Here is a 23,631-nt window from a genome sequence, read left to right on the forward strand (position 1 = left end):
ACACCATTTGTCCGGAAATCTACGCAGATTTATGGAGATTTGCGTAGATTTTGGGAAAAAGCAAAAATCAAAGAAAGTGCCAAAAAGCCCGGAATTACAGGGTTTTACAGGCTTATAAAGGAATATAAAATTATGATAAAAATACTTTTCGTGTGTCACGGCAATATTTGCCGCTCTACGATGTGTGAGAGCGTTTTCACTTACATGGTAAAAGAAAAAGGTCTGGAAAATCAGTTTATAATCGATTCTTGCGCTACCAGTACGGAGGAAATCGGAAATCCGCCGCACAGGGGCACTGTTAAGAAATTACGTGAAGTAAATATACCCATAGTGCCGCATAGAGCCAGACAGATTACATGGAGTGATTATAAGAAGTTTGATTACATCATTGGTATGGATACATGGAATATACGGAATCTTAACAGGATGTTAAAAGGGGATCCGGATGGAAAGGTATATAAATTGCTGTCTTTTGCAGGATCCGAAAGGAATATTGCAGACCCCTGGTATACCGGGAATTTTGATGTTACCTATGATGATGTGGTGGAGGGCTGCAAGGCTTTGCTGGAGCATATTCTGAGTGAGATGTAATAAAAGAACAGAAAATGAAAAATATAATACGGAGGGCTGGCGGAGATGGCAAAAGTAAAAATTGTTAAGAAAAATGATGATTACTCGATAGAATATGAGATAGGAGATATTCTGGAGGTAGAGGGAACGTGGTATGGCGGTGTGCATGTTGCGGGAAGAACGGGGGTGCCGGTATCGCTGGACAGGGAGGAATATATGGAACTGAAGGAAACTCCGGAAACAGGAGGAAAAGCGGCAGAGGATATGCCGGATTCTGCAGAGAAGCTGCCGGATGCGCATGGCATCCGTCCAGGTGATGTGGTGCGTCATTTTAAACGGGAATGGTCGGCTGAAAATTCGTCAGAGTATCTCTACCGGGTACTGACGTTTGCGCAGCATACGGAAACTGGAGAGCTTCTGGTGATTTATCAGGCGCTGTATGCGCCGTATAAAACCAGCGCCAGACCGTATGCGATATGCGATGTTTATGAGCGAGGTGGATCACCAGAAGTACCCGGAGGCGAAGCAGAAATATCGTTTTGAGAAGGAAGAAAGCTGGACGGTTTGAGGAGAGAGCGATGTGCGGACGTTATTATTATGACGATACGATTGCAGAGGAGATAGGAGAGCTGGTGGAGGAAATTGACCGGCGGGTGCTGCGGCAACCGTCCGGAGACATTCACCCGGTGGAGCGTGCACCGGTCCTGTGCGGGACGAAAACACCCGGAGACATTCATCCGACGGAGCGTGCACCGGTTCTGCGTGGGACGGAAACACCCGGAGACATTCACCCGGCGGAGTGCGCGCCGGTTCTGTGCGGGACGAAAACACCCGGAGACATTCATCCGACGGAGCGTGCACCGGTTCTGCGTGGGACGGGGGGCGCCGGGGAAAAGAACCGCCTGCAGTCTCCGGTGTGCGCAAGGCTGATGCGGTGGGGGTTCGTGCAGCCGACAGGAAGAGGTCTGCTGATTAATGCCAGAGCGGAGACGGCACTGCAGCGCCCGATGTTCTGCGAAGGGGTTCTGCACAGACGCTGCGTGATTCCGGCGCGTCATTTTTACGAATGGGATGCCGAAAAAGAGAAGGTGACGTTTTCAAACGGAGACGGGAAAACACTTTTCTTAGCCGGAATCTACAGCCGGTCCGGCGAAGAGGATTGCTTTGTCATTCTCACTACGCAGGCGAATGCATCCGTCCGTGCTGTACATCCGAGGATGCCGCTGGTTCTGAGGGAGAATGAGTGGCAGGACTGGATTTACGATGACCACTTTATGCGCAGGGCGCTTGAACAGACGCCGGACATGCTGAAAGCATATCGCGAGTATGAGCAGCAAAGCTTATTTTGCTGAAAAAGAAGCCCGGTCTGGCAGTACGCAAAATAAAATGATGTTGGGGTAAAATGCCCTGAATATGATGCCTGCGGATTGCGACGCGTAGCTAGTCCTTTAGGGTTACGTGCTTCGCACTTCCACATCTCCGCTTCGCTCCGGTCCGCGCTAAACGGATGTCCACCGGACATCCAGCGCCCTACCCGCTATTCGCATATCGTGGGATATACATCCCATTTTTATGCTCATATCGGGGCGGGGCCCAAGGTCTTACGCCCACTATAGAGCTGGCTCATGTGGGCTTAGACCTTGGGACCCTGGCATCATAAAATACAAAGATATTACGTTAAGCATAAGAACATGTGCGGCAAAACAAAGCAAGCCGGTCTGCATTTTGCAGACCGGCTGAAATTCAGCATACATTGTCCGAATTACCGGAAAATGTAATTTTAGCAATTAAGGATTATTTGTTTGCCCAAAGCTTGTCGGCGGTTTCCTTCCAGTTTTCCGCGTAAGGCGTTGTTTTGTCGCAAAGGGCGTCCGCGCTCTCCGGGCTCTGGTAATCGGTGCTCTTTGCGCCGGTTTCCGCTACCATTGCACGCAGCTTCTCCGGATTTTCCAGCATCGGACACGGACGCAGCATGTTCTCGTTGAACGGCTGGTTGTCATGATAAGCCATAAACAACGGGCTCTTCAGCGCGTCCAGCAGGGAAACATCGTGGATGTTGCAGTTGGAATAGTGGATGAATACGCACGGCTCCACATCGCCCTTGGCATTGATGTGCAGATAGTTTCTGCCGCCTGCGATACAGCCGCCCACATACTGGGCGTCGTTCTGGAAATCCATTGAAAAGATCGCCTTCGTGTTGCGGAATTCGCGGATACGGTGATAAACCGTCTCGCGCTGTTCCGGTGAGGGCAGCAGTGCGGTCGCGGCGTCGTTGCCGACCGGCATATAATGGAAGAGCCAGATAAACAGTGCGCCGCTGTCGATGATATCATCAAAGAAGCGCTCGCTGGTAATGTCCAGATAATTCTGGCTGGTATAACATACGGACATACCAAAAGGCAGCTTGTGGGATTTCAGAAGCTCCATTGCATGTCTTACCTTCTGATAAGCGCCCTCGCCGCGGCGGGAATCGTTTGCCTCCTCAAAGCCTTCCAGACTGATAGCGGGAACAAAGTTTTTCACGCGCAGCATTTCCTGGCAGAATTCCTCGTCAATCAGCGTACCGTTTGTGAAAGACAGGAATTCGCAGTCGGGATGCATTTCGCAGAGCTTAATAATATCTTTTTTCCGTACAAGCGGTTCGCCGCCGGTATAAATATAGAAATAAATGCCCAGCTCCTTGCCCTGGCGGATGATGCTGTCAATGTCATCCAGGGTCAGATTGAGCTTATGACCGTATTCTGCAGCCCAGCATCCGACACAGTGCATATTGCAGGCAGAAGTCGGGTCGAGAAGAATTGCCCAGGGAACGTTGCAGTTTTCACGTTCTTTTACCTCCTTCTGTCTGGCATAGCCCTCTAAACAGGCGTTGAACAGAAAGTTTTCAAAAAAAGACTTGCGCACGCCGGGGTCGAGGTCGTACACGCGCAGAATAAGGTCGTACCAGTTATTTTTTTCTTTCAATACATTGCGCAGGATTGCGCGCTGGCTTTCATACCATCCGTTGGGACAAAAACGGTCGACCATGTCCATCAGCTTCGGGAGATTTTCTTCCGGATTTCCCTCCACGTACTTTAAAGCCTGTGAAACGGCAAATGTCTGCATATGTTGTTTAATTGAGGTAAAGTTACTCATAGAATATTTCCACCTTTCCGCTCCTTTTTGGGAAGCCATTTTATAGGGATTATAGTGGGGAAAAGCGGAAAAGTCATTGGACAGGAGGGACATCCTGTCGAAAAATGAGACAAATCGTCGGAATTGCTGTGTTTTTTGACAAAAATAAGCAAATGTCCCTTGATTTTTTCCGGAAAGACCGCTATTCTGGAAGAAGTGAATTGTATGTACATTTTTATTAACTGCGGAAAGGAACGTGGTACGTATGGGAAGTAATGATACCCCACGTATATTAATAGAAACGATTGTGCGAAAAACGCTGAAGGATATCAAAGCCTCGCCCCGGCGCAGTACGCGGAATCTGGTGGATATGGCGCTGAATTTTTCGGAAGGGCGGTTTCAGCGCAATTTTTTTGAAACGGCGCAGAAGATGCTGGAAAACGGACAGAGTCCGTACTACGCGCTGATTCAGGACACCGTTGCCCATGTGGATACGGAGCGTCTGCTGCAGTTCGGCATGAATCTGGGGTATAATGGCTGCACGGTCGGAGCAAAAAAAATCCGGGAAACAGAGGAAAAGGAGCATTATAATATCCCGTGGATGCTCAGCTTCTATTTTGGACCGGAACAGCTTCCCGGAGACTGTCAGACTTACCAGTCGGCAATTTCTGCAGGGGAGAAGCTGGGAATTCATGTGTGGATGCTGAAGCCCGAAGGATGTGCGCAGGAGGCGCTTGCCCTTGTACGTGAGCACCGCAAAAGCGCGTTTGCGCTGTTCTGCTCCCCGCAGGAAATTACGGAGGAATTTCTGCGGGAGGTCCGGGAAATCAACAATCTGATGATTGTTGTTCATTATGGAAAGGATATGGAAGCTGCATGCCGGAAGCTGCGTGAAAATGGACTTCTGTATGCACTGCACTATACCTACACGCAGGAGGAAACGGAGAAAATACTCGACGGAGGAATGTTTGAGGAAATGCAGCAACTCTATCCGGCGGTCTCCATGCTGTCCGCGGCGCCCGGATGTCCGGAAAATATAAAAGAAGAAATATATGAGTATGTGAAAAAAGCACGGGAGGAGCAGCTATTCCGGACTGTTGTCTGGGAGGCGGACTACGACAGCCTTTTGGTTGACGGCATTATCTCGCAGGATGCCGCGCTGGCGTGGTTTGATACGGAAGGGTGCCTTGTCACTCTGGAGGGCAGGAAGGAAGGCGCGGATTTCCGGCTCTCACAGAGAAGTCTGCCGGATATTCTGAAGCAGGCGTTTCCGAAAAAATAAAATACACCGCAGCAGGACGGTCGTATATGACCGGGCGCTGCGCGCGGTAATACAGAAATGCTGATGCACAAAAAAGCGTCAGCATTCTGTTTCGTGATAGATATCTGCGGCGATTGCCTCAATCACCGGTTTTACCGTGTTTAAAAATTTTTCGGGCGGCATACAGTTTTTGTCCATAAGCCAGCGCTCGGTGGTGCAGATAAGACCGTCCGCCATAAAATCGACGCAGAGCTGCGGAACCTCGTTCTGTCCGATAATTTCTGCAATACGGCTTTGAATCAGCGGATACATGAATTCCCGCAGATGTTCAGAAAAGGAATTCTGCCCTTTAATCTGCAGCGCTTTGCGGTAGAAAGCTCTGTTTTCATAAAAATATTTGCTTGTAATCTCAAAAAAACTCCATTTGTCTGTCGGAGGACTCTTTAACAGCGTAATAAATTCCGTATCAAAAATCCAGTTTACCAAATCATACTTATCCCGGAAATGATAATAAAAGCTTTTGCGGTTCATATCGCATTTGTCGCAGATATGCGATACCGTTATTTTTTCAAACGGCATTTCCTGCATCAGCTCCCGGAGAGCGGAAGCCAGAGCCCGCTTTGTGATATTTGAGTCAGCCAGAGGAATCACCCCTTTTTCTTATGTGTGCAATCCATTTTGCAGGTAAGTATAGCAGAAAATGCAAATTTTTTCAACTGTACAGAAAAAAATACATGAGAGTGCATAAGTGACTTTTAGTCCTGGACGTTCTGGTTTTTCTTGGCATATTCCCTGCGGCGTGGTATGATATAAATAAAAAGCGCAGAATATGAAAAGGGGGCGGTCGGATGTTTACTATCTTTAATTCAAAAAGCCTGTGGGTTGGCAAAGACTTAAAGAAATTCAACCAGATACGGGAGAAGCTGGAGGCAAAACAGATCCCGTATGATTATAAGGTACACAACCGGATGGGGCAATGGAGCGGAAGGGGCACGCTGCGCGGAAACACCGGCAGCCTTGGAACGCCTTTTGACCAGATGTATGAGTATGATATCCGCGTCTACAGCAGGGATTTTGAGCTGGCGGAATACTGTTTGCGGGGAAATTGAAAAAAAACTTTTCAAAGGATGCTTTTTGTGGTATACTACCCCCATATTGGAGGTGCTGTCATGGAATTTAATTTAGCAGTATTTTTTATCGCGATTGCGCTTGTTATTGTGGCGGCAGTTGTTGCCGTTGTCGTATCGGTATCCGGTGCGGTGGCGGGCTTTGCGCACCGCAATCTTGACGAGGAAGAATAGCAGTCAAAAATAAGAGGAGAAAATGTGAGCAGGGGCTGAAAATGGTCCCTGCTTATAGTTGCCATGCATACGACAAAACGTCCGGTGGACTTTTTTAGTGCTGTATGCTCCGGAAGGAAAAGAGAACCGATATGAGAGATAACAAGATTCAGATTGCCCTGTTGGGGCTTGGCACGGTGGGAACCGGTGTCTACAAGGTTCTGGAGAGCCAGAAAGAAGAAATGCTTCCAAAGCTCGGCGTGGAGCTGGAGGTGAAAAAAATCCTTGTCCGCAATCTGGAAAAAGCGGCGGCAAAGGTGGACCGCAGTCTGCTGACAAATAACTGGCAGGAGATTGTGGAGGATGAGGAAATCGATATTGTCATTGAGGTGATGGGCGGCATGGAACCGGCGCGCACCTATATGCTGGAGGCGCTGCGGGCAGGCAAAAATGTCGTTACCGCAAATAAGGACCTGATTGCCACGGACGGCAAGACGCTGATGGACGCGGCAAAAGAGGCGCAGAGAGATTTCTTCTTTGAGGCGTCGGTGGCAGGCGGCATTCCGATTATCCGTCCGCTGAAGCAGAGTCTGGAGGGAAATCACATTTCTGAAATTGTTGGTATCGTGAATGGCACGACCAACTTTATCCTCACGAAAATGACGGAGGAGAATATGGAGTTTGACGAGGCGCTGGCGCTTGCCACAAAGCTTGGCTATGCCGAGGCGGACCCGACAGCGGATATCGAGGGGCTGGATGCGGCGCGCAAGATTGCCATCCTCGCGTCCATTGCCTTTAATTCCCGCGTGACCTTCTCAGATGTCTACACAGAGGGCATCACGAAGGTGACGGCGCGCGACATCCGCTATGCGGGGGAGATGGGCTGCGTGATCAAGCTGGTCGGTGTGGCGCGCAGCACGCAGACGGGTATCGAGGTGAGTGTACACCCGATGCTGATAGACAGCCGTCATCCGCTGGCATCGGTCAACGATTCCTACAACGCTGTATTTGTGCACGGCGACGCTGTCGGCGATACCATGTTCTACGGGCGCGGCGCCGGGGAGCTTCCGACGGCGAGCGCGGTCGTCGGGGATGTGTTTGACATCGCGAAGAATATGCTTTATCACTGCACGGGACATGTGAACTGTACCTGCTACAAGACGATTCCGGTGAAAAAGATGGACGATATCGTCAGCCGTTATTTTATGCGTCTGCAGGTGGAAGATCGTCCCGGCGTGCTCGCGGGCGTCACCAGCGTATTCGGAAACAATAACGTCAGCATCGAACAGTTTATCCAGAAGCGCAAGGAAGGAACGCTGGCGGAGATTGTGGTGATTACCGAGGAAGTGGTGGAGCGCAATTTCAATGATTCGCTGAAGATTCTGCGGACGATGTCGATGATTAAAGAGATATCTGCGGTTATCCGCGTTTATTAAGATGCCGGAAGCGTAAAGCACGGAAATATCCGGGGCATTCTTTACAATATTTCATAAAGAAAGATGAGGAGAAGCAAAATGAGCAAGAAACCGACTGTTTTAATGATTCTGGATGGTTACGGACTGAACAAAAGAGTGGACGGCAATGCTGTCGCCGAGGCGAATACGCCGGTGATGGACAAGCTGATGGCGGAGTGCCCGTTTGTTGAGGGGCAGGCAAGTGGTCTGGCGGTTGGTCTGCCGGACGGACAGATGGGAAATTCCGAGGTGGGACATCTGAACATGGGCGCAGGACGCATCGTGTATCAGGAACTCACCAGAATCACAAAAGAGATTGAGGACGGCGACTTCTTTAAAAACGAAGCGCTGCTGGCTGCCTGCAAAAACGCGAAGGAAAAGAATTCCGCGCTTCACCTTTACGGGCTGGTTTCCGACGGCGGCGTGCACAGCCACATCACACATATTTATGGTCTTCTGGAGCTGGCAAAGAGAGAGGGTCTTTCTAAGGTGTATGTTCACTGCTTCCTGGACGGACGTGATACCCCGCCGGAATCCGGAAAGGGCTACGTGGAACAGCTTGAAGCAAAGATGCGGGAGCTTGGCGTCGGCGAGTGCGTATCGGTGATGGGACGTTACTACGCGATGGACAGAGACAACCGCTGGGACAGAGTGGAAATGGCGTACAAAGCGCTTGTAAAGGGTGAGGGCGTGGAAGCATCCTCCATTACCGGCGCTATCCAGGATTCTTATGATAATGGCAAGACAGATGAATTTGTAATTCCGGCGGTTCTGGTAAGAGACGGAAAGCCGGTTGGCAGAATCGCCGACGGGGATTCCATTATCTTCTTTAACTTCCGCCCGGACCGTGCAAGAGAAATCAGCAGAGCTTTCTGCTGCGACGATTTTACCGGCTTTGCGCGTGAAAAACGACTGGATGTTACCTACGTCTGCTTTACGGAATATGACGAAACCATTCCGAACAAGCTGGTGGCATTCCACAAGGTTTCCATCACGAATACCTTCGGCGAGTATCTTGCTGCGCACGGCCTAAAGCAGGCGAGAATCGCCGAGACGGAAAAATATGCGCATGTTACCTTCTTCTTTAACGGCGGCGTGGAGGAACCAAATGAGGGAGAGACAAGAATTCTTGTAAAATCCCCGAAGGTTGCTACCTATGACCTGCAGCCGGAAATGAGCGCGTACGAGGTATGCGACAAGCTGTGCGAGGCTATCCGCTCCCAGGAGTACGACGTCATCATCATCAACTTTGCAAACCCGGATATGGTCGGACATACCGGCGTGGAGAGCGCTGCGATCAAGGCTGTCGAAGCGGTAGATGAGTGCGTCGGAAAGGCTGTTGCGGCAATTAAGGAAGTAAACGGCCAGATGTTTATCTGCGCGGACCACGGAAATGCCGAGCAGCTTATCGACTACGAGACGGGAGAGCCGTTTACCGCGCACACCACCAATCCGGTTCCGTTTATTCTGGTAAATGCAGACCCGGCTTATACGCTCCGCGAGGGCGGACGCCTGGCGGATATCATCCCGACGCTGATCGAGCTGATGGGCATGGAGCAGCCGGCGGAAATGACCGGAAAATCGCTGCTGGTGCGTAAATAATATGATAAAAGAGCTGGCGCGGGATGCCGTGCAGATTAAAATGAAGGCAAAAGAGGAGAGTCCGCTGATTTCCGTCTATGAATTCTGCTATGCAGCGGGACTTGGGCTGCGGGTAATGGGCATTCCGGCTGCGGAGGCGGAAAAGCTGCGCGGGGAGGAGGACTTTCTGGAGCTGAAAAAGAAGGTGCAGGAGCTTGTAAAGGATTCCGCCGCGTTTGCGGATTACCCGAATGGAGGGCGGCTGCAGAGCCTCATCACGGGCTGCCGCTTCAAGGGGCAGATGGCGCCGGAGGCGTATGAATTGTTTGATATGGGTTATCGGGGAGGAAAATAATGCGGCGCTTTGCCTGCACGGATGTGACAGAGTGGCATCTGCTCTGCCGCATGGCGGGCAGCTTCCCGGTAATTGGAAAATTACAGCAGACATAACCTGAAAAAAACAGGGCACAATATCTCCAGAAGGAGGTATTGTGCTTTATGTTTGAATACAGACAAATCATAGATGTGCTCGGCAGGGAGATTCTGGACTCCAGAGGAAATCCGACGGTGGAGGTAGAGGTGCTTGCGGAGGGCGGGGCGGTTGGCAGGGCAGCGGTGCCGTCCGGCGCATCGACGGGGAAATTTGAAGCGGTTGAGCTGCGTGACGGGGAAAAAAGATACGGCGGACTGGGTGTGACGCAGGCGGTGCATCATATTAATACCATTCTGGCGGATGCTGTGATCGGGGAAAATGTACTGCAGCAGGGACATATCGATAAGATTCTGCTGCGGGCGGACGGAACAAAGAATAAGTCGAACCTGGGGGCAAACGCTGTTCTGGGCGTATCGATGGCGGTGGCGAAAACGGCGGCGCAGAGCCTTGGCATTCCGCTGTACCGTTATCTGGGAGGCATCCGCTCCAATACGATGCCGGTACCGATGATGAATGTGCTAAACGGCGGCTGTCATGCGGATAACACCGTGGATTTACAGGAGTTTATGATTATGCCGGTGGGCGCCGGGCTGTTTTCCGACGGTCTTCAGATGTGCGCGGAGATCTATCACTGTCTGAAGAAGCTGCTGAAAGAGCGGGGGCTTTCCACTGGCGTGGGAGACGAGGGCGGCTTTGCTCCCGACCTGGCGGATACGGAGGCGGCGCTGGAGCTTTTGTGCGAGGCGGTGGAGGCGGCGGGTTACCGTCTGCGCGAGGATGTCTGCTTTGCTCTGGACGCGGCGGCCTCGGAGCTGTATGATGAGGAGCGCCAGGTATACCGTTTTCCGGGAGAGAGCAAAATGCGCGGGGAAACGGTGGAGCGCACGGCGGAGGAGATGATCGCCTATTACCGGGGGCTGCTGGAAAAATTTCCAATTATTTCCATAGAGGACGGGCTCAATGAGGAGGACTGGAGCGGCTGGCAGAAAATGACGAAGGAGCTGGGAGAGAAGGTGCAGCTTGTCGGGGACGACCTGTTTGTGACGAATCCGGAGCGTCTGAGAAAAGGCATTGCGCTCGGCGCGGCAAATGCGATTCTTATAAAGGTAAATCAGATCGGGACGCTCAGCGAGGCGCTGGAGGCGATAGAGATCGCGCAGAAGGCGGGATACCGCACGGTGATTTCCCACCGCTCCGGAGAAACGGAGGATACCACCATTGCCGACATTGCCGTTGCCTGCGGAGCCGGACAGATTAAGACCGGCGCGCCCTGCCGCAGCGAGCGGGTGGCAAAATACAATCAGCTTCTGCGCATTGAGGAACACTTTTAGCATAAAAAACAGTTGAAAAATCTTCCTATCTGTGTTACAGTAATTATGTTTGACATAGGAGGTGGAGAAGTGGGAGTTCTGAGAATCATTCTTACCATAATTTTTATCATTGATTGTATCGCGCTGACTGCTCTTGTACTGATGCAGGAAGGAAAACAGCAGGGACTGGCAAGCCTTGGTGGCGGAATGACAGAAACTTACTGGAGCAAGAACAAGGGACGTTCTATGGAGGGCGCTGTCGTAAAAGTAACAAAAGCGCTTGCAATAGGCTTCATTGTACTGGCGATTATTCTGAATCTGAACTTTTGATGATAAAAACACTCTTGTGGCTGACAAGAGTGTTTTTTATCGATACGGGGAATTTATAAAACAGAAAATATTTTAAACAGAGGTGTTATGGGAAATTTATACGAGGAGCGCAGACAGAAGGTATATGACCTCATCTGCGACCGGCACTATGTGCCCATGAAAATAAAGGAAATCGCTATTGTGATGCAGGTCGCCAGGGAGGACCGCCCGGAGCTGGAGAAGATTCTGGCGGACCTGCAGGCGGATGGGAAAATAGAGTGCACCAAACGCGGAAAGTATATAAAGGCGGAGAGCGTCAGGCTTACCGGTATTTTTTCCGCTACTGCGAAGGGCTTCGGGTTTGTGGAAGTTGAGGGACGCGCGGAGGATGTTTTTATTCCGGAAAATCACGTCGGCGGAGCAATGCATGGGGATACCGTGGAGGTCAGCGTTCTGCCCGGCAGGACCGGAAAGCGCTGTGAGGGCGTTATCACCAAAGTCTGTGAGCGCGCTGTCACCGAGGTGGTAGGTACCTATGAGAAGTGCAGAAATTACGGATTTGTGGTGCCGGATAACCAGAAGATCACGCGTGATATTTTTGTTCCGCAGGAATGGTCGAAGGGCGCGGTGGACGGACACAAGGTGCTGGTGGAGCTGACGGACTACGGCAGCCAGATGAAAAATCCGGAGGGAAAGGTAAAGCAGATTATCGGGCACAAAAACGACCCCGGAGTGGATATTCTTTCGATTGTATACGCGCACGGGCTGCCGCTGGAGTTTCCGGAGCGTGTGCTGAACCAGGCGGCGCGCGTGGCAAAGCCGGTTTCGGAGGCGGACTGCGCAGGAAGGCTCGATTTGCGCGGTGTGACGATGGTGACGATAGACGGCGAGGATGCAAAGGATCTGGACGATGCCGTTTCGCTTTCCTACGATGAGGAAAAAGCAGTCTGGCATCTGGGCGTGCACATTGCGGATGTCACAAATTACGTGCAGGAAAACAGCGCGCTGGACTGTGTGGCGCGCGAGCGCGGCACCAGCGTGTATCTGACGGACCGGGTGATTCCGATGCTGCCGCATACGCTGTCAAACGGCATCTGCTCGCTGAATGCCGGTGAGGACCGGCTGGCTCTGAGCTGCCTGATGGACATTGACGGAAAGGGAAATGTGATTGGGCATGAGATTGCGGAGACGGTTATCTGTGTAGACCGCCGCATGTCGTACACCAGCGTGAAGAAGATCTTGACGGACGGCGACGAGGCGGAGCGGGAAGAATACCGGGAGCTGGTGCCGATGTTTGAACAGATGGAGACGCTGGCGCAGATTTTACGGGAAAAGCGCCGGGCGCGCGGTTCCATTGATTTTGATTTTCCGGAGAGCAAAATTATTCTGGATGAAAAGGGACGTCCGCTGGAGATTAAGCCCTATGAGCGCAACACGGCGACGAAGATGATTGAGGATTTTATGCTGATTGCAAATGAGACCGTCGCGCAGGATTATTACTGGCAGGGACTGCCGTTTGTATACCGCGTGCACGATAATCCGGATCCGGAGAAAATCCGTCAGCTTGCGGTTTTTATCGCGAATTTCGGCTATGGCATCAGAGGCGGTGGCGATATTCATCCGAAGGAGCTGCAGAAGCTTCTTGCCCGCATTGAGGATTCGCCCCAGCAGTCGCTGATCAGCCGTCTGACGCTGCGCTCCATGAAGCAGGCGAAGTATTCGCCGCAGTGCAGCGGACATTTCGGACTGGCGGCAAAGTATTACTGCCATTTTACATCGCCCATCCGCCGTTATCCGGATCTGCAGATACACCGCATTATAAAGGAGAATCTGCGCGGGCGGATGACACCGGAGCGCATACAGCATTACGAAGAGATTCTTCCGGGCGTTGCCGAAAACTGCAGTAAGACAGAGCGGCGAGCGGAGGAGGCGGAGCGCGAGACCGTAAAAATGAAAATGGTGGAGTATATGCATGGACATATCGGCGAGACCTTTGAGGGCGTGATTTCCGGCATGAACAGCTATGGCTTTTTTGTGGAGCTGCCCAATACGGTGGAGGGAATGGTGCATGTCAGCAACCTGATTGACGACCACTATTATTACGATGAAACGACTTATGAAATGACTGGAAGCTCCACGGGCAGAGTATACCGCATGGGGCAGAAAATAAAGGTAATCGTCGCGGACGCCGATAAGGAGCTGCGGACCATTGATTTCCGCCCGGCGGGAGAAGGCTGAAAGAAGAGGAGTGAGGTTAAGTGGGAGCACAGTCTGTCAAACTGATTGCAAATAATAAGAAAGCGTATCACGATTACTTTATCGAGGATACGTTTGAGGCGGGGATTTCCCTCGCCGGTACGGAGGTAAAATCCCTGCGTATGGGAAAGTGCAGCGTGAAGGAATCCTTTATCCGCATTGAAAACGGGGAAGTGATCATTTACGGGATGCACATCAGCCCCTATGAAAAAGGAAATATTTTCAACAAGGACCCGCTGCGTGAGCGCAAGCTTCTGATGCACCGCCACGAGATTAACAAGCTGACCGGAAAAATGAAGGAAAAAGGCATGACGCTGGTTCCTCTGAAGGTCTATTTTAAGGGCAGTCTGGTGAAGGTGGAAGTGGGACTTGCGCGCGGCAAAAAGCTCTATGACAAGCGCGAGGACATCGCAAAGCGCGACCAGAGAAGAGAGGCGGAAAAAGAATTCAAAGAACGCAATACAAATAATACTTGACGCGGGGAAAAACATCATTTATACTATAACTATCCACAAACTATCGTCTGTCAGCCATACAACGTTTGTGCAGCTTCGCATCGCAGCGGATGCTTAAGTCTGTCCTGGACAGCAGCGAAGCCTGCATATAAGATTCGGGGTTGTACTGGTTTCGACGGGGGTTTCGAAGTTGGGGAAGCCATCTGCGGGCCGGGACCGCACAGTAAACCGGAAACTAAATATAAACGCAGACGAACAGTTAGCGTACGCAGCCTAATGGCTGCTGTCGGACTCAGGTTGCTCACAGCCTGAACAACCGGCATCAAATTCTGTGAGGCACTTCACTCTCAAAGCTTTGCGGGGGCGGAAGAACTTATGAAGCTACTGAAGTCAGAAGCCTGTCATTAGGCGTCTGACGGAGGGAATGTAAAAATAATGACTGTGATGGGAGATGCCGCAATGGACAGGCTTTCGGACAGGGGTTCGATTCCCCTCAGCTCCATGTAAAAAGTGCCGTATTTACGGCACTTTTTCTATTATGCGGGGCATCGACCCTGTTGAGTGCGCAAAGCGCACGAAATATCAACCACCCGCTATGCGGGTGCGCGGTGATTGTTATACAAAGAAATCACCTTTACGCCTATAATAGAGGTGTCCAAGCCACTATATAGAAAGGAAAGGTGATTTCAATGGCGAAGAAAGCCAACTCACTTGCACATACAAAGTGGATGTGTAAGTATCATATCGTCTTCACACCAAAGTATAGACGAAAAATGATTTACAATCAATACAAAGAAGACCTAAGAGATATTATAAAACAACTTTGTAATTATAAAGGTGTTGAAATAATAGAAGGTCATCTTATGCCAGACCATATTCATATGCTGGTAAGTATTCCGCCCAAAATAAGTGTATCAAGTTTCATGGGATATTTGAAAGGGAAAAGTGCCCTAATGATGTTTGACCGCCACGCAAATCTGAAATATAAATTTGGGAACAGACATTTTTGGGCAGAAGGATACTATGTCAGCACAGTAGGTCTCAATGAGGACACCATAAAGAAGTACATTCAGGAGCAAGAGAGAGCGGATATTATGATGGATAAATTGAGCGTGAAAGAATATGAGGACCCCTTTAGGGGTAGTCGGTAATACAAACGCCCCTTGAAGGGGCAGCGACGAGTGAAAAGCAAAGTGGCTTGAACGAAGTGAGAGCCAGCGCCTTGAGACGCGGGCCTAGTAACAAAGGCTTATAGCCGAAGCGCGAGCCACCCGTTAGACGGGTGGCAGCGACTCCCGCGAGCAATGAGCCGGGTGCATTTCCGGTTCTATCGGATTTCCTGTATGCCGCTGATATCGGAACCGATGACCATAGAATAGTTGGTGTGGTAGATAACGAAGCCGGGTTTGGCGCCGTTTACTTTTTTCACATGTTTTTTCTCCACGTAGTCGATTTCCACCTTCTCGGCGGCGCGGTTTTTGGAGTAGTAGGCGGCAAGGCGGGCGGCCTCCTCAAAGGTGGTGTCGGGGGGCATTTCGTTGTTCGCCTTCACGATCACATGCGAGCCGGGGGCGCCTTTTGCGTGGAACCACCAGTCGTTTCCGGTGGCGAATTTAAAGGTAAGCTCCTCGTTCTGGTAATTGTTTTTTCCGACGTAAATATGGTAGCCGTCCGAGGAGAGATAGTGGAACGGCTTTGAGGTAACCTTTACGCGCTTTCCGCCGGGATGGCGGCGTATGTAGCCATACTGCGTGAGCTCCTCTTTGATCTGCACCAGGTCCTCCTCCGAGAGGGCGATATCGAGCGCAGTGCCGATGGATTCCAGATGGGAAATCTCGTCCTCCGTCTCATGAATCAGCCCGCTTAAATGCTCGAAGGTGCGCTTCTGCTTGCTGTATCTGTCAAAGTATTTCCGGGCGTTTTCCTGCGGGGAGAGCGTGTCGTCCAGCGGGATTGTGATTTCCTCGTTTGTATAATAATTCAGCGCGGTAAATTTTTTGCTGCCCGGCTCCACGCCGTAGCCGTAGGTGTTGAGCAGCTCGCCGTATATACGGTATTTGTCGCGCTTTTCCGTATCCTTCAGCTGTTTTAGCTGCAGATCATATTTTTTGCGCTCGCGATCCAGCGCGGTCTGCACGATCCTGCGCAGGTCGGCGGATTTCTGCCGGATGCGCGTGACGGCGTTTCTGGCGGCGTAGTAGCTCTCCAGCATCTGGGACACGGTATCGCAGGGCGTCTGCTGCAAATCACGATACATGGTGAGGGGCAGCACCGAAAATTCGACCGGCTCGCTGCCGCGGGTGATGATGCAAGGAGAAAATTCGTGCTCCTTTACGCTGTCCATCAGAAGCTCAAACTGGCGGAACAGGTGGAGCAGCTCGTCATCAGAAAAGCTGTTCGCGCTCCGGGAGGATTCAAGCGATGCGCGGTGGCAGAGCTCCTCGGCGATCAGGGGGCTGATGCCGGTAAACGACGTATAAATCGCCTTTGCGAGCGGCACCGGTCTTCCGGAGATAACCTGCCGGAAAACATCATAGCTGACACTGAGCGGGTCGTGCTTGTTCTGGGTATCCGGAATAAAATATTTCCGTCCGGGAAGCACCTCGCGCACGGAGCTGACCTGCGAGGAAATGTGCTTGATACTGTCGATGATGGTGCCGTCCGGGCTGCAGAAAATAATATTGCTGTGCTTGCCCATGATTTCCACGGTAAGCGTTTTCTGGCAGATATCGCCGAGCTCATTCAGGTGCTCGATATCAAAGTGAATGATGCGCTCCAGACCGGGCTGGCGGATGGCGAGAATTTTTCCGCCGCTGATATGCTTGCGCAGCAGCATACAGAAATTGGGCGCCGTCAGCGGTCCCGGTTTATTTGTTTCGGTAAAATAGATGAGCGGAAGACTGGCGCCCGCCGAAATCAGCAGACGGTAATTTTTGCGCTCGTTTTTTATGGTAAGCATCAGCTCGTCCGGCTCTGGCTGGGCGATTTTGCTGATTCTTCCGCCAATGATGCAGCTTTTAAGCTCCTGCACCATTGCGGAAATGACAATGCCATCTAAAGCCATTCAGATTCATCCTTTCTGAGAAATACAATAACGATTATAGCAGATGCACACAGAACTGGCAAGTTAGAGATTGACTGAAAAATCAAATTGCCGTATAATGTTTAGAGTGGTTATTTATGCCATAAGGGCAGATATGTCTGCCCGCACATTATAACATAAAAAGGGTAATAAAGAAATGATAAAAAGCATGACAGGGTTCGGCCGCGGGGAATACCAGCAGGGCGAACGGAAATTCACGGTAGAAATGAAAGCCGTAAATCACCGGTATTTTGATGTCAGCATTAAGATGCCAAAGAAACTCAGCTTTTTCGAATCCGCAATCCGCGGATATCTGAAAAATGATATCCAGAGAGGAAAGGTGGATGTCTTCATTTCCTATGAGGATATGACGGAGCGAAACGTTTCTCTGAAATATAATGAGGGGATTGCCGCTGAGTATCTGAAATACTTCCGCAAAATGGCGGAGACCTTCCATCTGGAGGACGATATCCGGGTCTCCATGCTCGGAAGATGCCCGGAGGTTCTGACGATGGAAGAGCAGGTAGTGGATGAAAAGGAGCTCTGGGAGATTCTGGAGGGGGCGCTGCAGGGTGCCAGCCAGCAGTTTGCGGAGAGCCGTATCCGCGAGGGGGAGGCGCTGAAGAACGACCTCATGGAAAAGCTGGACGGTATGAAACGCGATGTTGAGGCGGTGGAGAGCCGTTTCCCGCAGATTGTCGCGGCATATCGCGAAAAGCTTACGGATAAGGTGCATGAGCTTCTCGGAGATACGCAGGTTGAGGAGAGCAGGATCGCCGCCGAGGTGGTGCTGTTTGCGGATAAAATCTGCACAGACGAGGAGACGGTCCGCCTGAAGAGCCACATTGACAGTATGCGCGCGGAGCTGGAGCGGGGTGGCAGCGTCGGCAGAAAGCTGGACTTCATCGCGCAGGAAATGAACCGGGAGGCGAACACCATTCTGTCAAAGGCGAACGATCTGGAGACCTCCAATCTGGCAATCAACTTAAAAACAGAAATAGAAAAAGTAAGAGAACAAATCCAGAATATTGAATAGGTGGGAGAAAATTGGCTAGATTAATGAATATTGGATTTGGAAACGTGATAAACACGGCGAAAATCATTGCGGTGGTCTCTCCGGAGGCGGCGCCGGTGAAGCGCATGGTGCAGAATGCCCGGCAGCTGGGCAAGGTAATCGACGCGACGCAGGGAAGACGGACAAAGTCCGTGATCGTCACGGAGAACGATTATATTGTGCTGTCTTCGCTGCAGCCGGAAACGCTGGCAAAGCGGTTCCAGATGATGGGAGACGACGGAAAAGGGGAGAACGATGAAGGCTAGGGGAATATTGCTGGTAATTTCCGGATTTGCCGGGACCGGAAAAGGAACACTTGTCTCGGCGCTGCTGGAAAAATACGATAATTACGCGCTTTCCGTTTCGGCGACCACGCGCAGCCCGCGTCCGGGCGAGGTGGACGGCGTGCACTATTTTTTTAAGTCGCAGGAGGAATTCCGGGCGATGATTCAGGCGGACGAACTGATTGAGTATGCGCAGTATGTGGATAATTTCTACGGGACGCCGCGCGCTTATGTGGAGCAGAAGCTGTCCGAGGGCAAGGATGTCATTCTGGAGATCGAGATGCAGGGAGCGCTGAAAATCAAGGAAAGGTTCCCGGATACGCTGCTTCTGTTCGTGGTTCCGCCGGATGCGGACACTCTGCAGAGCCGTCTGGCGGGAAGAGGCACGGAGACCGCTGATGTTATAAAGAAGCGCCTGCGGCGGGCGGTCGAGGAGACCGCTTATATCAGCCAGTACGATTATCTGGTTGTCAACGATAAAATTGATGTCTGCGTGGAGGAAATGCACGCGATTATCCAGAGCGAACACTTCCGGGTGGACAGGAATCTGGATTTTGTGGAGACGCTCCGCAAAGATATGGAAAAATTCAGGTAGCAGTTTGGAAAATATCACAGACAGAAAATGAGGAGGAAAAAAGTATGTTACATCCATCTTATGCAGAACTGATCAAGGTAGTCAACAGTGAGGCGGAGGCCGGGGAAGAGCCGGTAGTAAACAGCCGCTACTCGATTGTGCTTGCAACAGCAAAAAGAGCGAGACAGCTTATCGACGGCAGAAAGCCGCTGTCCATGCCCGCCATCAACAAGCCGCTCAGTATTGCGGTAGATGAGCTGAGCAAGGGGCTGATTAAGATCCTGCCGGAGGACGCTGCAGAGGAGCTGGAGATCAGCGAGATGCAGGAGGAAGTGGAAACCGCAGAGGCGGCAGAGCCGGATGCGGCGGAAGAGACTGCTGCACAGTCTGAGGAAGAGCCGGAAGAGGAAGCGTCTGCCCAGGAACAGCAGGAAGACTGAAAAGAGGTCCAGGAGGACAGAATATGGAACAGATCAGAGAAGTGAAAAAGAGCTTTTGTGTATTGTCGGCAGCCTATATCGTGCTGGGACTGGTGCTGCTGATATGGCCGGACATATCGGTGAGAACCTTCTGTTATGTTTTTGGCGTCGGCATGATCATTTTCGGCTGCGCCCATATGATTATGTATTTTGTGAAGGATAAGCTGCACAGCGTTATGCAGATGGATATGGTGTGCGGCATCGTCGGAATTGCCACCGGTCTGTATATCCTGCTGAAAATGGAGTACGTGCTGGAAATCATTCCGTTTGCACTCGGCATCGTGGCGCTTCTCGGTTCGGTCGTAAAATTACAGAACGCCTTTGATTTAAAGCGCTTCGGCTCGCGCAGATGGTATATCATGCTGATTTTTGCCGTGGCGCTGCTTGTTACGGGAGCACTGCTGATTGCCAATCCGTTTGAGGGGCTGGAGGTGATCGTCGTTCTGATCGGCGTATCGCTGATCGTGGACGGCGTCGGAAACCTTGCCGGTATTTTCTGGATTGGCTATGTGATTAAGCACCCGCCAAAAGTCAATGCAGAAAAACGCTGCGATGTGGTGGATGTGAATGTGGAGACAGTCGACGCTCCGGAGGAGATTACAGCAGTGGCGCGAAAGGGCGCAGACAGGGGCGATGGAGAAAACGGATGATGAAAATATTATTCATATCGCTTGGCTGTGACAAAAATCTGGTAGATTCCGAGGAAATGCTGGGACTTCTCGCCAGACGGGGTTACACCATGACGGACGATGAGGAGCAGGCGGATATCATTATCATCAACACCTGCTGCTTTATCAATGACGCGAAGGAGGAAAGCGTCCAGACGATCCTGGAAATGGCGGAGCACCGCAAAAACGGAACCTGCCGGGCGCTGATCGTCACCGGATGCCTGGCACAGCGCTATAGAGAGGAAATCACGACGGAAATCAGCGAGGTCGACGCCGTGCTCGGAACCTCCTCCTACGATGAGATCGTGGAAACGGTGGAGCGGGTGCTGGCAGGTCAGAAATACCTGCATTTCCAGGAGCTGGACCGTCTGCCGGCGCCGGATGGCGGGCGTGTGGTCACGACCGGCGGACATTATGCGCATCTGAAGATTGCGGAGGGGTGCGACAAGCATTGTACCTACTGTATTATTCCGCAGATACGCGGGAATTTCCGCAGCGTGCCGATGGAGCGTCTGCTGGCGCAGGCGGAGGAGCTTGCCGGAGGGGGCGTCCGGGAGCTGATCCTGGTGGCGCAGGAGACCACGCTGTACGGCGTGGATTTGTATGGGAAAAAGAGCCTTCATCTGCTGCTTCAGGAGCTCTGCAAAATTAAGGGGATACGCTGGATACGGATTTTATACTGTTATCCGGAGGAAATCTACGAGGAACTGATAGAGACTATCCGCACGGAAAAGAAAATCTGCCACTATCTCGACCTGCCGATCCAGCATGCGTCCAACCGGATACTGAAACGGATGGGACGGCGTACCTCCAGGGAGCAGCTGGCGGAAATCATCCATAAGCTGCGCCGGGAGATTCCAGATATTGCGCTCAGGACAACGCTGATTTCCGGCTTTCCGGGAGAGACGCAGGAGGACCACGAGGAGCTGATGGCGTTTGTGGATGAAATGGAATTTGACCGTCTCGGCGTATTTCCATACTCCCAGGAGGAGGGAACGCCGGCTGCCGCAATGCCGGACCAGATTCCCCAGGAGATAAAGGAAGCGCGCAGGGACGAGCTGATGGAGCTGCAGCAGGAGATTGTCTTTGAAAAGAACGATGCCATGTGCGGCAGAACGGTGACTGCGATGGTGGAGGGGTATCTCACGGATGAGAATGTCTATGTGGCAAGAACGTACGCGGATGCGCCCGGAGTAGACGGTTATCTGTTTATCGAGACGCAGGAGACCCTGATGAGCGGCGATTTCGTGAGGGTGCGCATTACCGGCGCGCTGGAATACGATTTGATAGGAGAGATAGAAGATGAATTTGCCGAATAAACTGACGACACTGAGAATGATTCTGATTGTCCCCTTTGTAATCTGCATGATACTGGGGGGCGACGGAAACTTACGCTTCCTCGCGCTGGCAATTTTTGTGATTGCGAGCATCACGGACTGGCTGGACGGCTACCTGGCAAGGAAGAATCATCTGGTAACGAATTTTGGAAAATTTATGGACCCGCTGGCGGACAAGCTGCTGGTAAGCGCGGCGATGATTTGTCTGGTGGAGCTGGGAAGGCTGCCGGCGTGGATCGTGATTATCATTATCAGCCGTGAATTTGCCATCAGTGGTTTCCGTCTGATTGCCTCGGACAATGGAATTGTCATCGCGGCGAGCTGGTGGGGGAAATTTAAGACCACCGCGCAGATGATAATGATCATTCTGCTGATTGCTGATCTGGGCGGCGTATTTGCCGTGCTGGAGCAGATTTTTATCTGGCTGGCGCTGGCGCTGACGGTTGTTTCACTGGTTGATTATATCTGGAAAAACAGACAGGTTCTGAGTATGCAGTCATAGACAGAGGAGAGGAATATGAACGTAGAACTGATTTCGGTTGGCACGGAAATTTTGCTTGGAAATATTGTAAACACAAACGCGGCGTATCTTTCTGAAAAATGTGCGCTGCTGGGACTGTCTCTGTATTATGAGACCGCGGTGGGCGATAACGAAAAGCGCCTGGAGGAGACTCTGAAAACGGCGCTTTCACGCTCGGACGTTGTAATCCTGTCGGGCGGGCTCGGACCGACGCAGGACGACCTCACAAAAGAGACCGCCGCGCGCGTGATGGGAAAGAAGCTCGTGGAGGATAAGCATTCGCGGGAGCGCATCGAGGAATACTTTAAAAACAGCAGTATGAAGAAGATTACGGAAAACAACTGGAAGCAGGCGATGGTTCCGGAGGGCTGTATCGTGGTGGACAACCAGAACGGCACGGCGCCCGGCATCATCATGGAGGAAAACGGAAAGACTGTGATTCTGCTTCCGGGACCGCCGAATGAATTAAAGCCGATGTTCGAGCACGATATCTTCCCCTACTTAAATAAAAAGCGTCCGGAGGTAATCTATTCCGTGATGGTGAAGCTGTGCGGCGTTGGCGAGAGCGCGGTGGAGACGCAGATAAAGGATTTGATCGATAAACAGACGAATCCGACTATTGCGACCTACGCAAAGACCGGCGAGGTGCATCTGCGGGTGACGGCGAGCGCGCCGGATGAAAAGGAAGCAAAGCGGTTGATCAGACCGATGGTAAAGGAGCTGAAAAACCGCTTTGGCAATGCGATTTATACAATGGATGAGCAGGTGACGCTGGAGCAGGCGGTGATTCAGATGCTGCGCGGACGTGAGCTGACGCTTACGACGGCGGAATCCATCACCGGCGGAATGCTGGCGGCGCGTCTGACGAATGTGCCGGGTGCGTCCGAGGTGTTCCGCCAGGGCTTTGTGACATACTGCAACCGCGCCAAGAGAAAGCTGCTGGATGTGAAGAAGACAACGCTCAAGGATTACGGTGCAGTCAGCGAGAAAACGGCAAAGGAAATGGCGAAAAACGGGGCGTTTATCACCGGCTCCGATGTCTGTATCTCTCTGACAGGAATCGCCGGTCCGGGCACGGAGGAGGATAAGCCGGTCGGACTGGTCTATATGGCGTGCTCCTATCACGGAAAGGTCACGGTCAGAGAATTTCATTTTAAGGGAGAGCGCGCAAAAATCCGTGAGAGCGCGGTGGTGAAGGCACTGACCATGCTGCGGGAATGTATTCTGGCGGAAGACTGACGCGCAGAAGCCTTGCCGGATTCAGATATCCGGCTGGTTGACGTCAGGTATGGACGCCTGGCAGCTCTGCCGCATCAGCGCATCTGCTTCATTTTCTGTATAAGGGAGACCATCTGCTCGATTTTTGCGGTTTCTTCCGGGGATTTTCCCTGCTTTAAAACTTCGAGAATCAGATTCGTCTCTTCATTTGTAAAGGATTTTCCGCTTGATTTTGTCTGGGAGGCTGCTGCCATGAGAAATGGCAGCAGCTCTTTTTGCGATTTACCCTTCCCCTGGTCTGCCAGCGTCATAAGCATCTGCAGCTTGGAAGCGTCGATATTTTTCAGCGCCGGATTGTTCATCCAGCTAAAATCATTATTTGCCATATCCGG

Annotated in this window: 26 protein-coding genes, 1 other RNA gene and 1 pseudogene; 24 read left to right on the forward strand and 4 right to left on the reverse strand. The window is 51.6% G+C overall.

The features are described from left to right. The first annotated feature begins 132 nt into the window (after window positions 1-132). From NQ534_RS18590 to NQ534_RS21930, 4 genes and pseudogenes are all read left to right on the forward strand, one after another. Window positions 133-591, forward strand: a complete 459-nt coding sequence (locus tag NQ534_RS18590) for a low molecular weight protein-tyrosine-phosphatase (protein WP_040784620.1) — start codon at window positions 133-135, stop codon at window positions 589-591. A 45-nt stretch (window positions 592-636) separates the two neighbouring features. Continuing rightward, window positions 637-1,138 (forward strand): annotated as a pseudogene (locus tag NQ534_RS18595) (DUF1653 domain-containing protein). Beyond that, window positions 1,110-1,922 carry an SOS response-associated peptidase gene (locus NQ534_RS18600; protein WP_006863400.1) on the forward strand — a complete coding sequence of 271 codons (813 nt, stop codon included), beginning with the start codon at window positions 1,110-1,112 and terminating at the stop codon, window positions 1,920-1,922. Before NQ534_RS18595 ends, NQ534_RS18600 begins: the two are co-directional and overlap by 29 nt. A 75-nt stretch (window positions 1,923-1,997) precedes the next feature. Further along, a complete protein-coding gene (locus tag NQ534_RS21930) occupies window positions 1,998-2,186 on the forward strand; it encodes a hypothetical protein (protein WP_074679879.1) in 189 nt (62 codons plus the stop codon). 178 nt (window positions 2,187-2,364) lie between these two features. Here NQ534_RS21930 and NQ534_RS18605 read toward each other — a convergent pair whose 3' ends face one another. Continuing rightward, a complete protein-coding gene (locus tag NQ534_RS18605; RefSeq protein ID WP_040784585.1) occupies window positions 2,365-3,705 on the reverse strand; it encodes a radical SAM protein in 1,341 nt (446 codons plus the stop codon). Between the two features lie 244 nt (window positions 3,706-3,949). Here NQ534_RS18605 and NQ534_RS18610 point away from each other — a divergent pair, with 244 nt between their 5' ends. Beyond that, the gene (locus NQ534_RS18610; protein ID WP_006863397.1) at window positions 3,950-4,966 is read left to right on the forward strand and encodes a hypothetical protein; all 1,017 of its coding nucleotides are present in this window, start codon (window positions 3,950-3,952) and stop codon (window positions 4,964-4,966) included. A 78-nt stretch (window positions 4,967-5,044) separates the two neighbouring features. Here the strand turns inward: NQ534_RS18610 and NQ534_RS18615 are convergent, their stop codons facing one another. Further along, window positions 5,045-5,524 carry a TetR/AcrR family transcriptional regulator C-terminal domain-containing protein gene (locus NQ534_RS18615; protein ID WP_242655392.1) on the reverse strand — a complete coding sequence of 160 codons (480 nt, stop codon included), beginning with the start codon at window positions 5,522-5,524 and terminating at the stop codon, window positions 5,045-5,047. A 269-nt stretch (window positions 5,525-5,793) separates the two neighbouring features. On the opposite strand from NQ534_RS18615, the gene NQ534_RS18620 reads away from it, so the two are divergent. From NQ534_RS18620 to tnpA, 11 genes are all read left to right on the forward strand, one after another. Beyond that, entirely contained in the window at window positions 5,794-6,054 is a 261-nt protein-coding gene (locus NQ534_RS18620; RefSeq protein ID WP_006863395.1) for a hypothetical protein, read from the forward strand. A 60-nt stretch (window positions 6,055-6,114) separates the two neighbouring features. Beyond that, the gene (locus NQ534_RS18625; RefSeq protein ID WP_260042845.1) at window positions 6,115-6,246 is read left to right on the forward strand and encodes a hypothetical protein; all 132 of its coding nucleotides are present in this window, start codon (window positions 6,115-6,117) and stop codon (window positions 6,244-6,246) included. 131 nt (window positions 6,247-6,377) lie between these two features. Beyond that, window positions 6,378-7,661, forward strand: coding sequence for a homoserine dehydrogenase (locus NQ534_RS18630; RefSeq protein WP_040784583.1), 1,284 nt, complete (start codon window positions 6,378-6,380; stop codon window positions 7,659-7,661). A 78-nt stretch (window positions 7,662-7,739) separates the two neighbouring features. Beyond that, window positions 7,740-9,281, forward strand: coding sequence for a 2,3-bisphosphoglycerate-independent phosphoglycerate mutase (gpmI, locus tag NQ534_RS18635; RefSeq protein ID WP_040784581.1), 1,542 nt, complete (start codon window positions 7,740-7,742; stop codon window positions 9,279-9,281). A gap of 1 nt (window position 9,282) precedes the next feature. After that, the gene (locus tag NQ534_RS18640) at window positions 9,283-9,615 is read left to right on the forward strand and encodes a DUF3837 family protein (RefSeq protein ID WP_006863391.1); all 333 of its coding nucleotides are present in this window, start codon (window positions 9,283-9,285) and stop codon (window positions 9,613-9,615) included. Window positions 9,616-9,758: 143 nt separating this feature from the next. Next, window positions 9,759-11,024 (forward strand): phosphopyruvate hydratase, encoded by a 1,266-nt coding sequence (eno, locus tag NQ534_RS18645; RefSeq protein ID WP_006863389.1) that lies wholly within the window; start codon window positions 9,759-9,761, stop codon window positions 11,022-11,024. Between the two features lie 69 nt (window positions 11,025-11,093). Then, window positions 11,094-11,333: a preprotein translocase subunit SecG gene (gene secG / locus NQ534_RS18650; RefSeq protein WP_040784579.1), complete on the forward strand. Its 240-nt coding sequence runs from the start codon at window positions 11,094-11,096 to the stop codon at window positions 11,331-11,333. A gap of 87 nt (window positions 11,334-11,420) precedes the next feature. Beyond that, window positions 11,421-13,550 (forward strand): ribonuclease R, encoded by a 2,130-nt coding sequence (gene rnr, locus NQ534_RS18655; RefSeq protein WP_006863387.1) that lies wholly within the window; start codon window positions 11,421-11,423, stop codon window positions 13,548-13,550. Between the two features lie 20 nt (window positions 13,551-13,570). Beyond that, the gene (smpB, locus tag NQ534_RS18660; RefSeq protein ID WP_006863386.1) at window positions 13,571-14,044 is read left to right on the forward strand and encodes an SsrA-binding protein SmpB; all 474 of its coding nucleotides are present in this window, start codon (window positions 13,571-13,573) and stop codon (window positions 14,042-14,044) included. Between the two features lie 136 nt (window positions 14,045-14,180). Further along, window positions 14,181-14,528: a transfer-messenger RNA gene (ssrA, locus tag NQ534_RS18665) on the forward strand. Window positions 14,529-14,712: 184 nt separating this feature from the next. After that, window positions 14,713-15,174 (forward strand): IS200/IS605 family transposase, encoded by a 462-nt coding sequence (gene tnpA / locus NQ534_RS18670; RefSeq protein WP_006862666.1) that lies wholly within the window; start codon window positions 14,713-14,715, stop codon window positions 15,172-15,174. 176 nt (window positions 15,175-15,350) lie between these two features. On the opposite strand, the gene NQ534_RS18675 is transcribed toward tnpA, so the two are convergent. Beyond that, window positions 15,351-17,087, reverse strand: a complete 1,737-nt coding sequence (locus tag NQ534_RS18675) for an Rqc2 family fibronectin-binding protein (RefSeq protein WP_040782526.1) — start codon at window positions 17,085-17,087, stop codon at window positions 15,351-15,353. Between the two features lie 175 nt (window positions 17,088-17,262). On the opposite strand from NQ534_RS18675, the gene NQ534_RS18680 reads away from it, so the two are divergent. The 8 genes from NQ534_RS18680 to NQ534_RS18715 are packed head-to-tail and all read left to right on the forward strand — an operon-like array spanning window position 17,263 to window position 23,260. Further along, the gene (locus tag NQ534_RS18680) at window positions 17,263-18,141 is read left to right on the forward strand and encodes a YicC/YloC family endoribonuclease (RefSeq protein ID WP_006861252.1); all 879 of its coding nucleotides are present in this window, start codon (window positions 17,263-17,265) and stop codon (window positions 18,139-18,141) included. Between the two features lie 11 nt (window positions 18,142-18,152). Beyond that, window positions 18,153-18,425: a DUF370 domain-containing protein gene (locus tag NQ534_RS18685; RefSeq protein WP_040782523.1), complete on the forward strand. Its 273-nt coding sequence runs from the start codon at window positions 18,153-18,155 to the stop codon at window positions 18,423-18,425. Then, a complete protein-coding gene (gene gmk / locus NQ534_RS18690; protein WP_006861250.1) occupies window positions 18,415-19,038 on the forward strand; it encodes a guanylate kinase in 624 nt (207 codons plus the stop codon). The genes NQ534_RS18685 and gmk overlap by 11 nt, the downstream gene beginning before the upstream one ends. Before the next feature lie 44 nt (window positions 19,039-19,082). Further along, window positions 19,083-19,457, forward strand: coding sequence for a DNA-directed RNA polymerase subunit omega (gene rpoZ / locus NQ534_RS18695; RefSeq protein WP_006861249.1), 375 nt, complete (start codon window positions 19,083-19,085; stop codon window positions 19,455-19,457). A 23-nt stretch (window positions 19,458-19,480) separates the two neighbouring features. Continuing rightward, window positions 19,481-20,146: an HdeD family acid-resistance protein gene (locus tag NQ534_RS18700; protein ID WP_006861248.1), complete on the forward strand. Its 666-nt coding sequence runs from the start codon at window positions 19,481-19,483 to the stop codon at window positions 20,144-20,146. Next, entirely contained in the window at window positions 20,146-21,483 is a 1,338-nt protein-coding gene (gene rimO, locus NQ534_RS18705; RefSeq protein ID WP_040782603.1) for a 30S ribosomal protein S12 methylthiotransferase RimO, read from the forward strand. The genes NQ534_RS18700 and rimO overlap by 1 nt, the downstream gene beginning before the upstream one ends. Next, entirely contained in the window at window positions 21,467-22,003 is a 537-nt protein-coding gene (pgsA, locus tag NQ534_RS18710; protein ID WP_006861246.1) for a CDP-diacylglycerol--glycerol-3-phosphate 3-phosphatidyltransferase, read from the forward strand. The genes rimO and pgsA overlap by 17 nt, the downstream gene beginning before the upstream one ends. 15 nt (window positions 22,004-22,018) lie before the next feature. Further along, on the forward strand, window positions 22,019-23,260 hold the full coding sequence (locus NQ534_RS18715; protein WP_006861245.1) for a competence/damage-inducible protein A: 1,242 nt from the start codon (window positions 22,019-22,021) through the stop codon (window positions 23,258-23,260). Window positions 23,261-23,334: 74 nt separating this feature from the next. Here NQ534_RS18715 and NQ534_RS18720 read toward each other — a convergent pair whose 3' ends face one another. After that, window positions 23,335-23,625 carry a hypothetical protein gene (locus tag NQ534_RS18720; RefSeq protein ID WP_006861244.1) on the reverse strand — a complete coding sequence of 97 codons (291 nt, stop codon included), beginning with the start codon at window positions 23,623-23,625 and terminating at the stop codon, window positions 23,335-23,337. Window positions 23,626-23,631: the final 6 nt, after the last annotated feature.

The organism is Marvinbryantia formatexigens DSM 14469 (genome assembly GCF_025148285.1).
GTDB lineage: Bacteria > Bacillota > Clostridia > Lachnospirales > Lachnospiraceae > Marvinbryantia > Marvinbryantia formatexigens.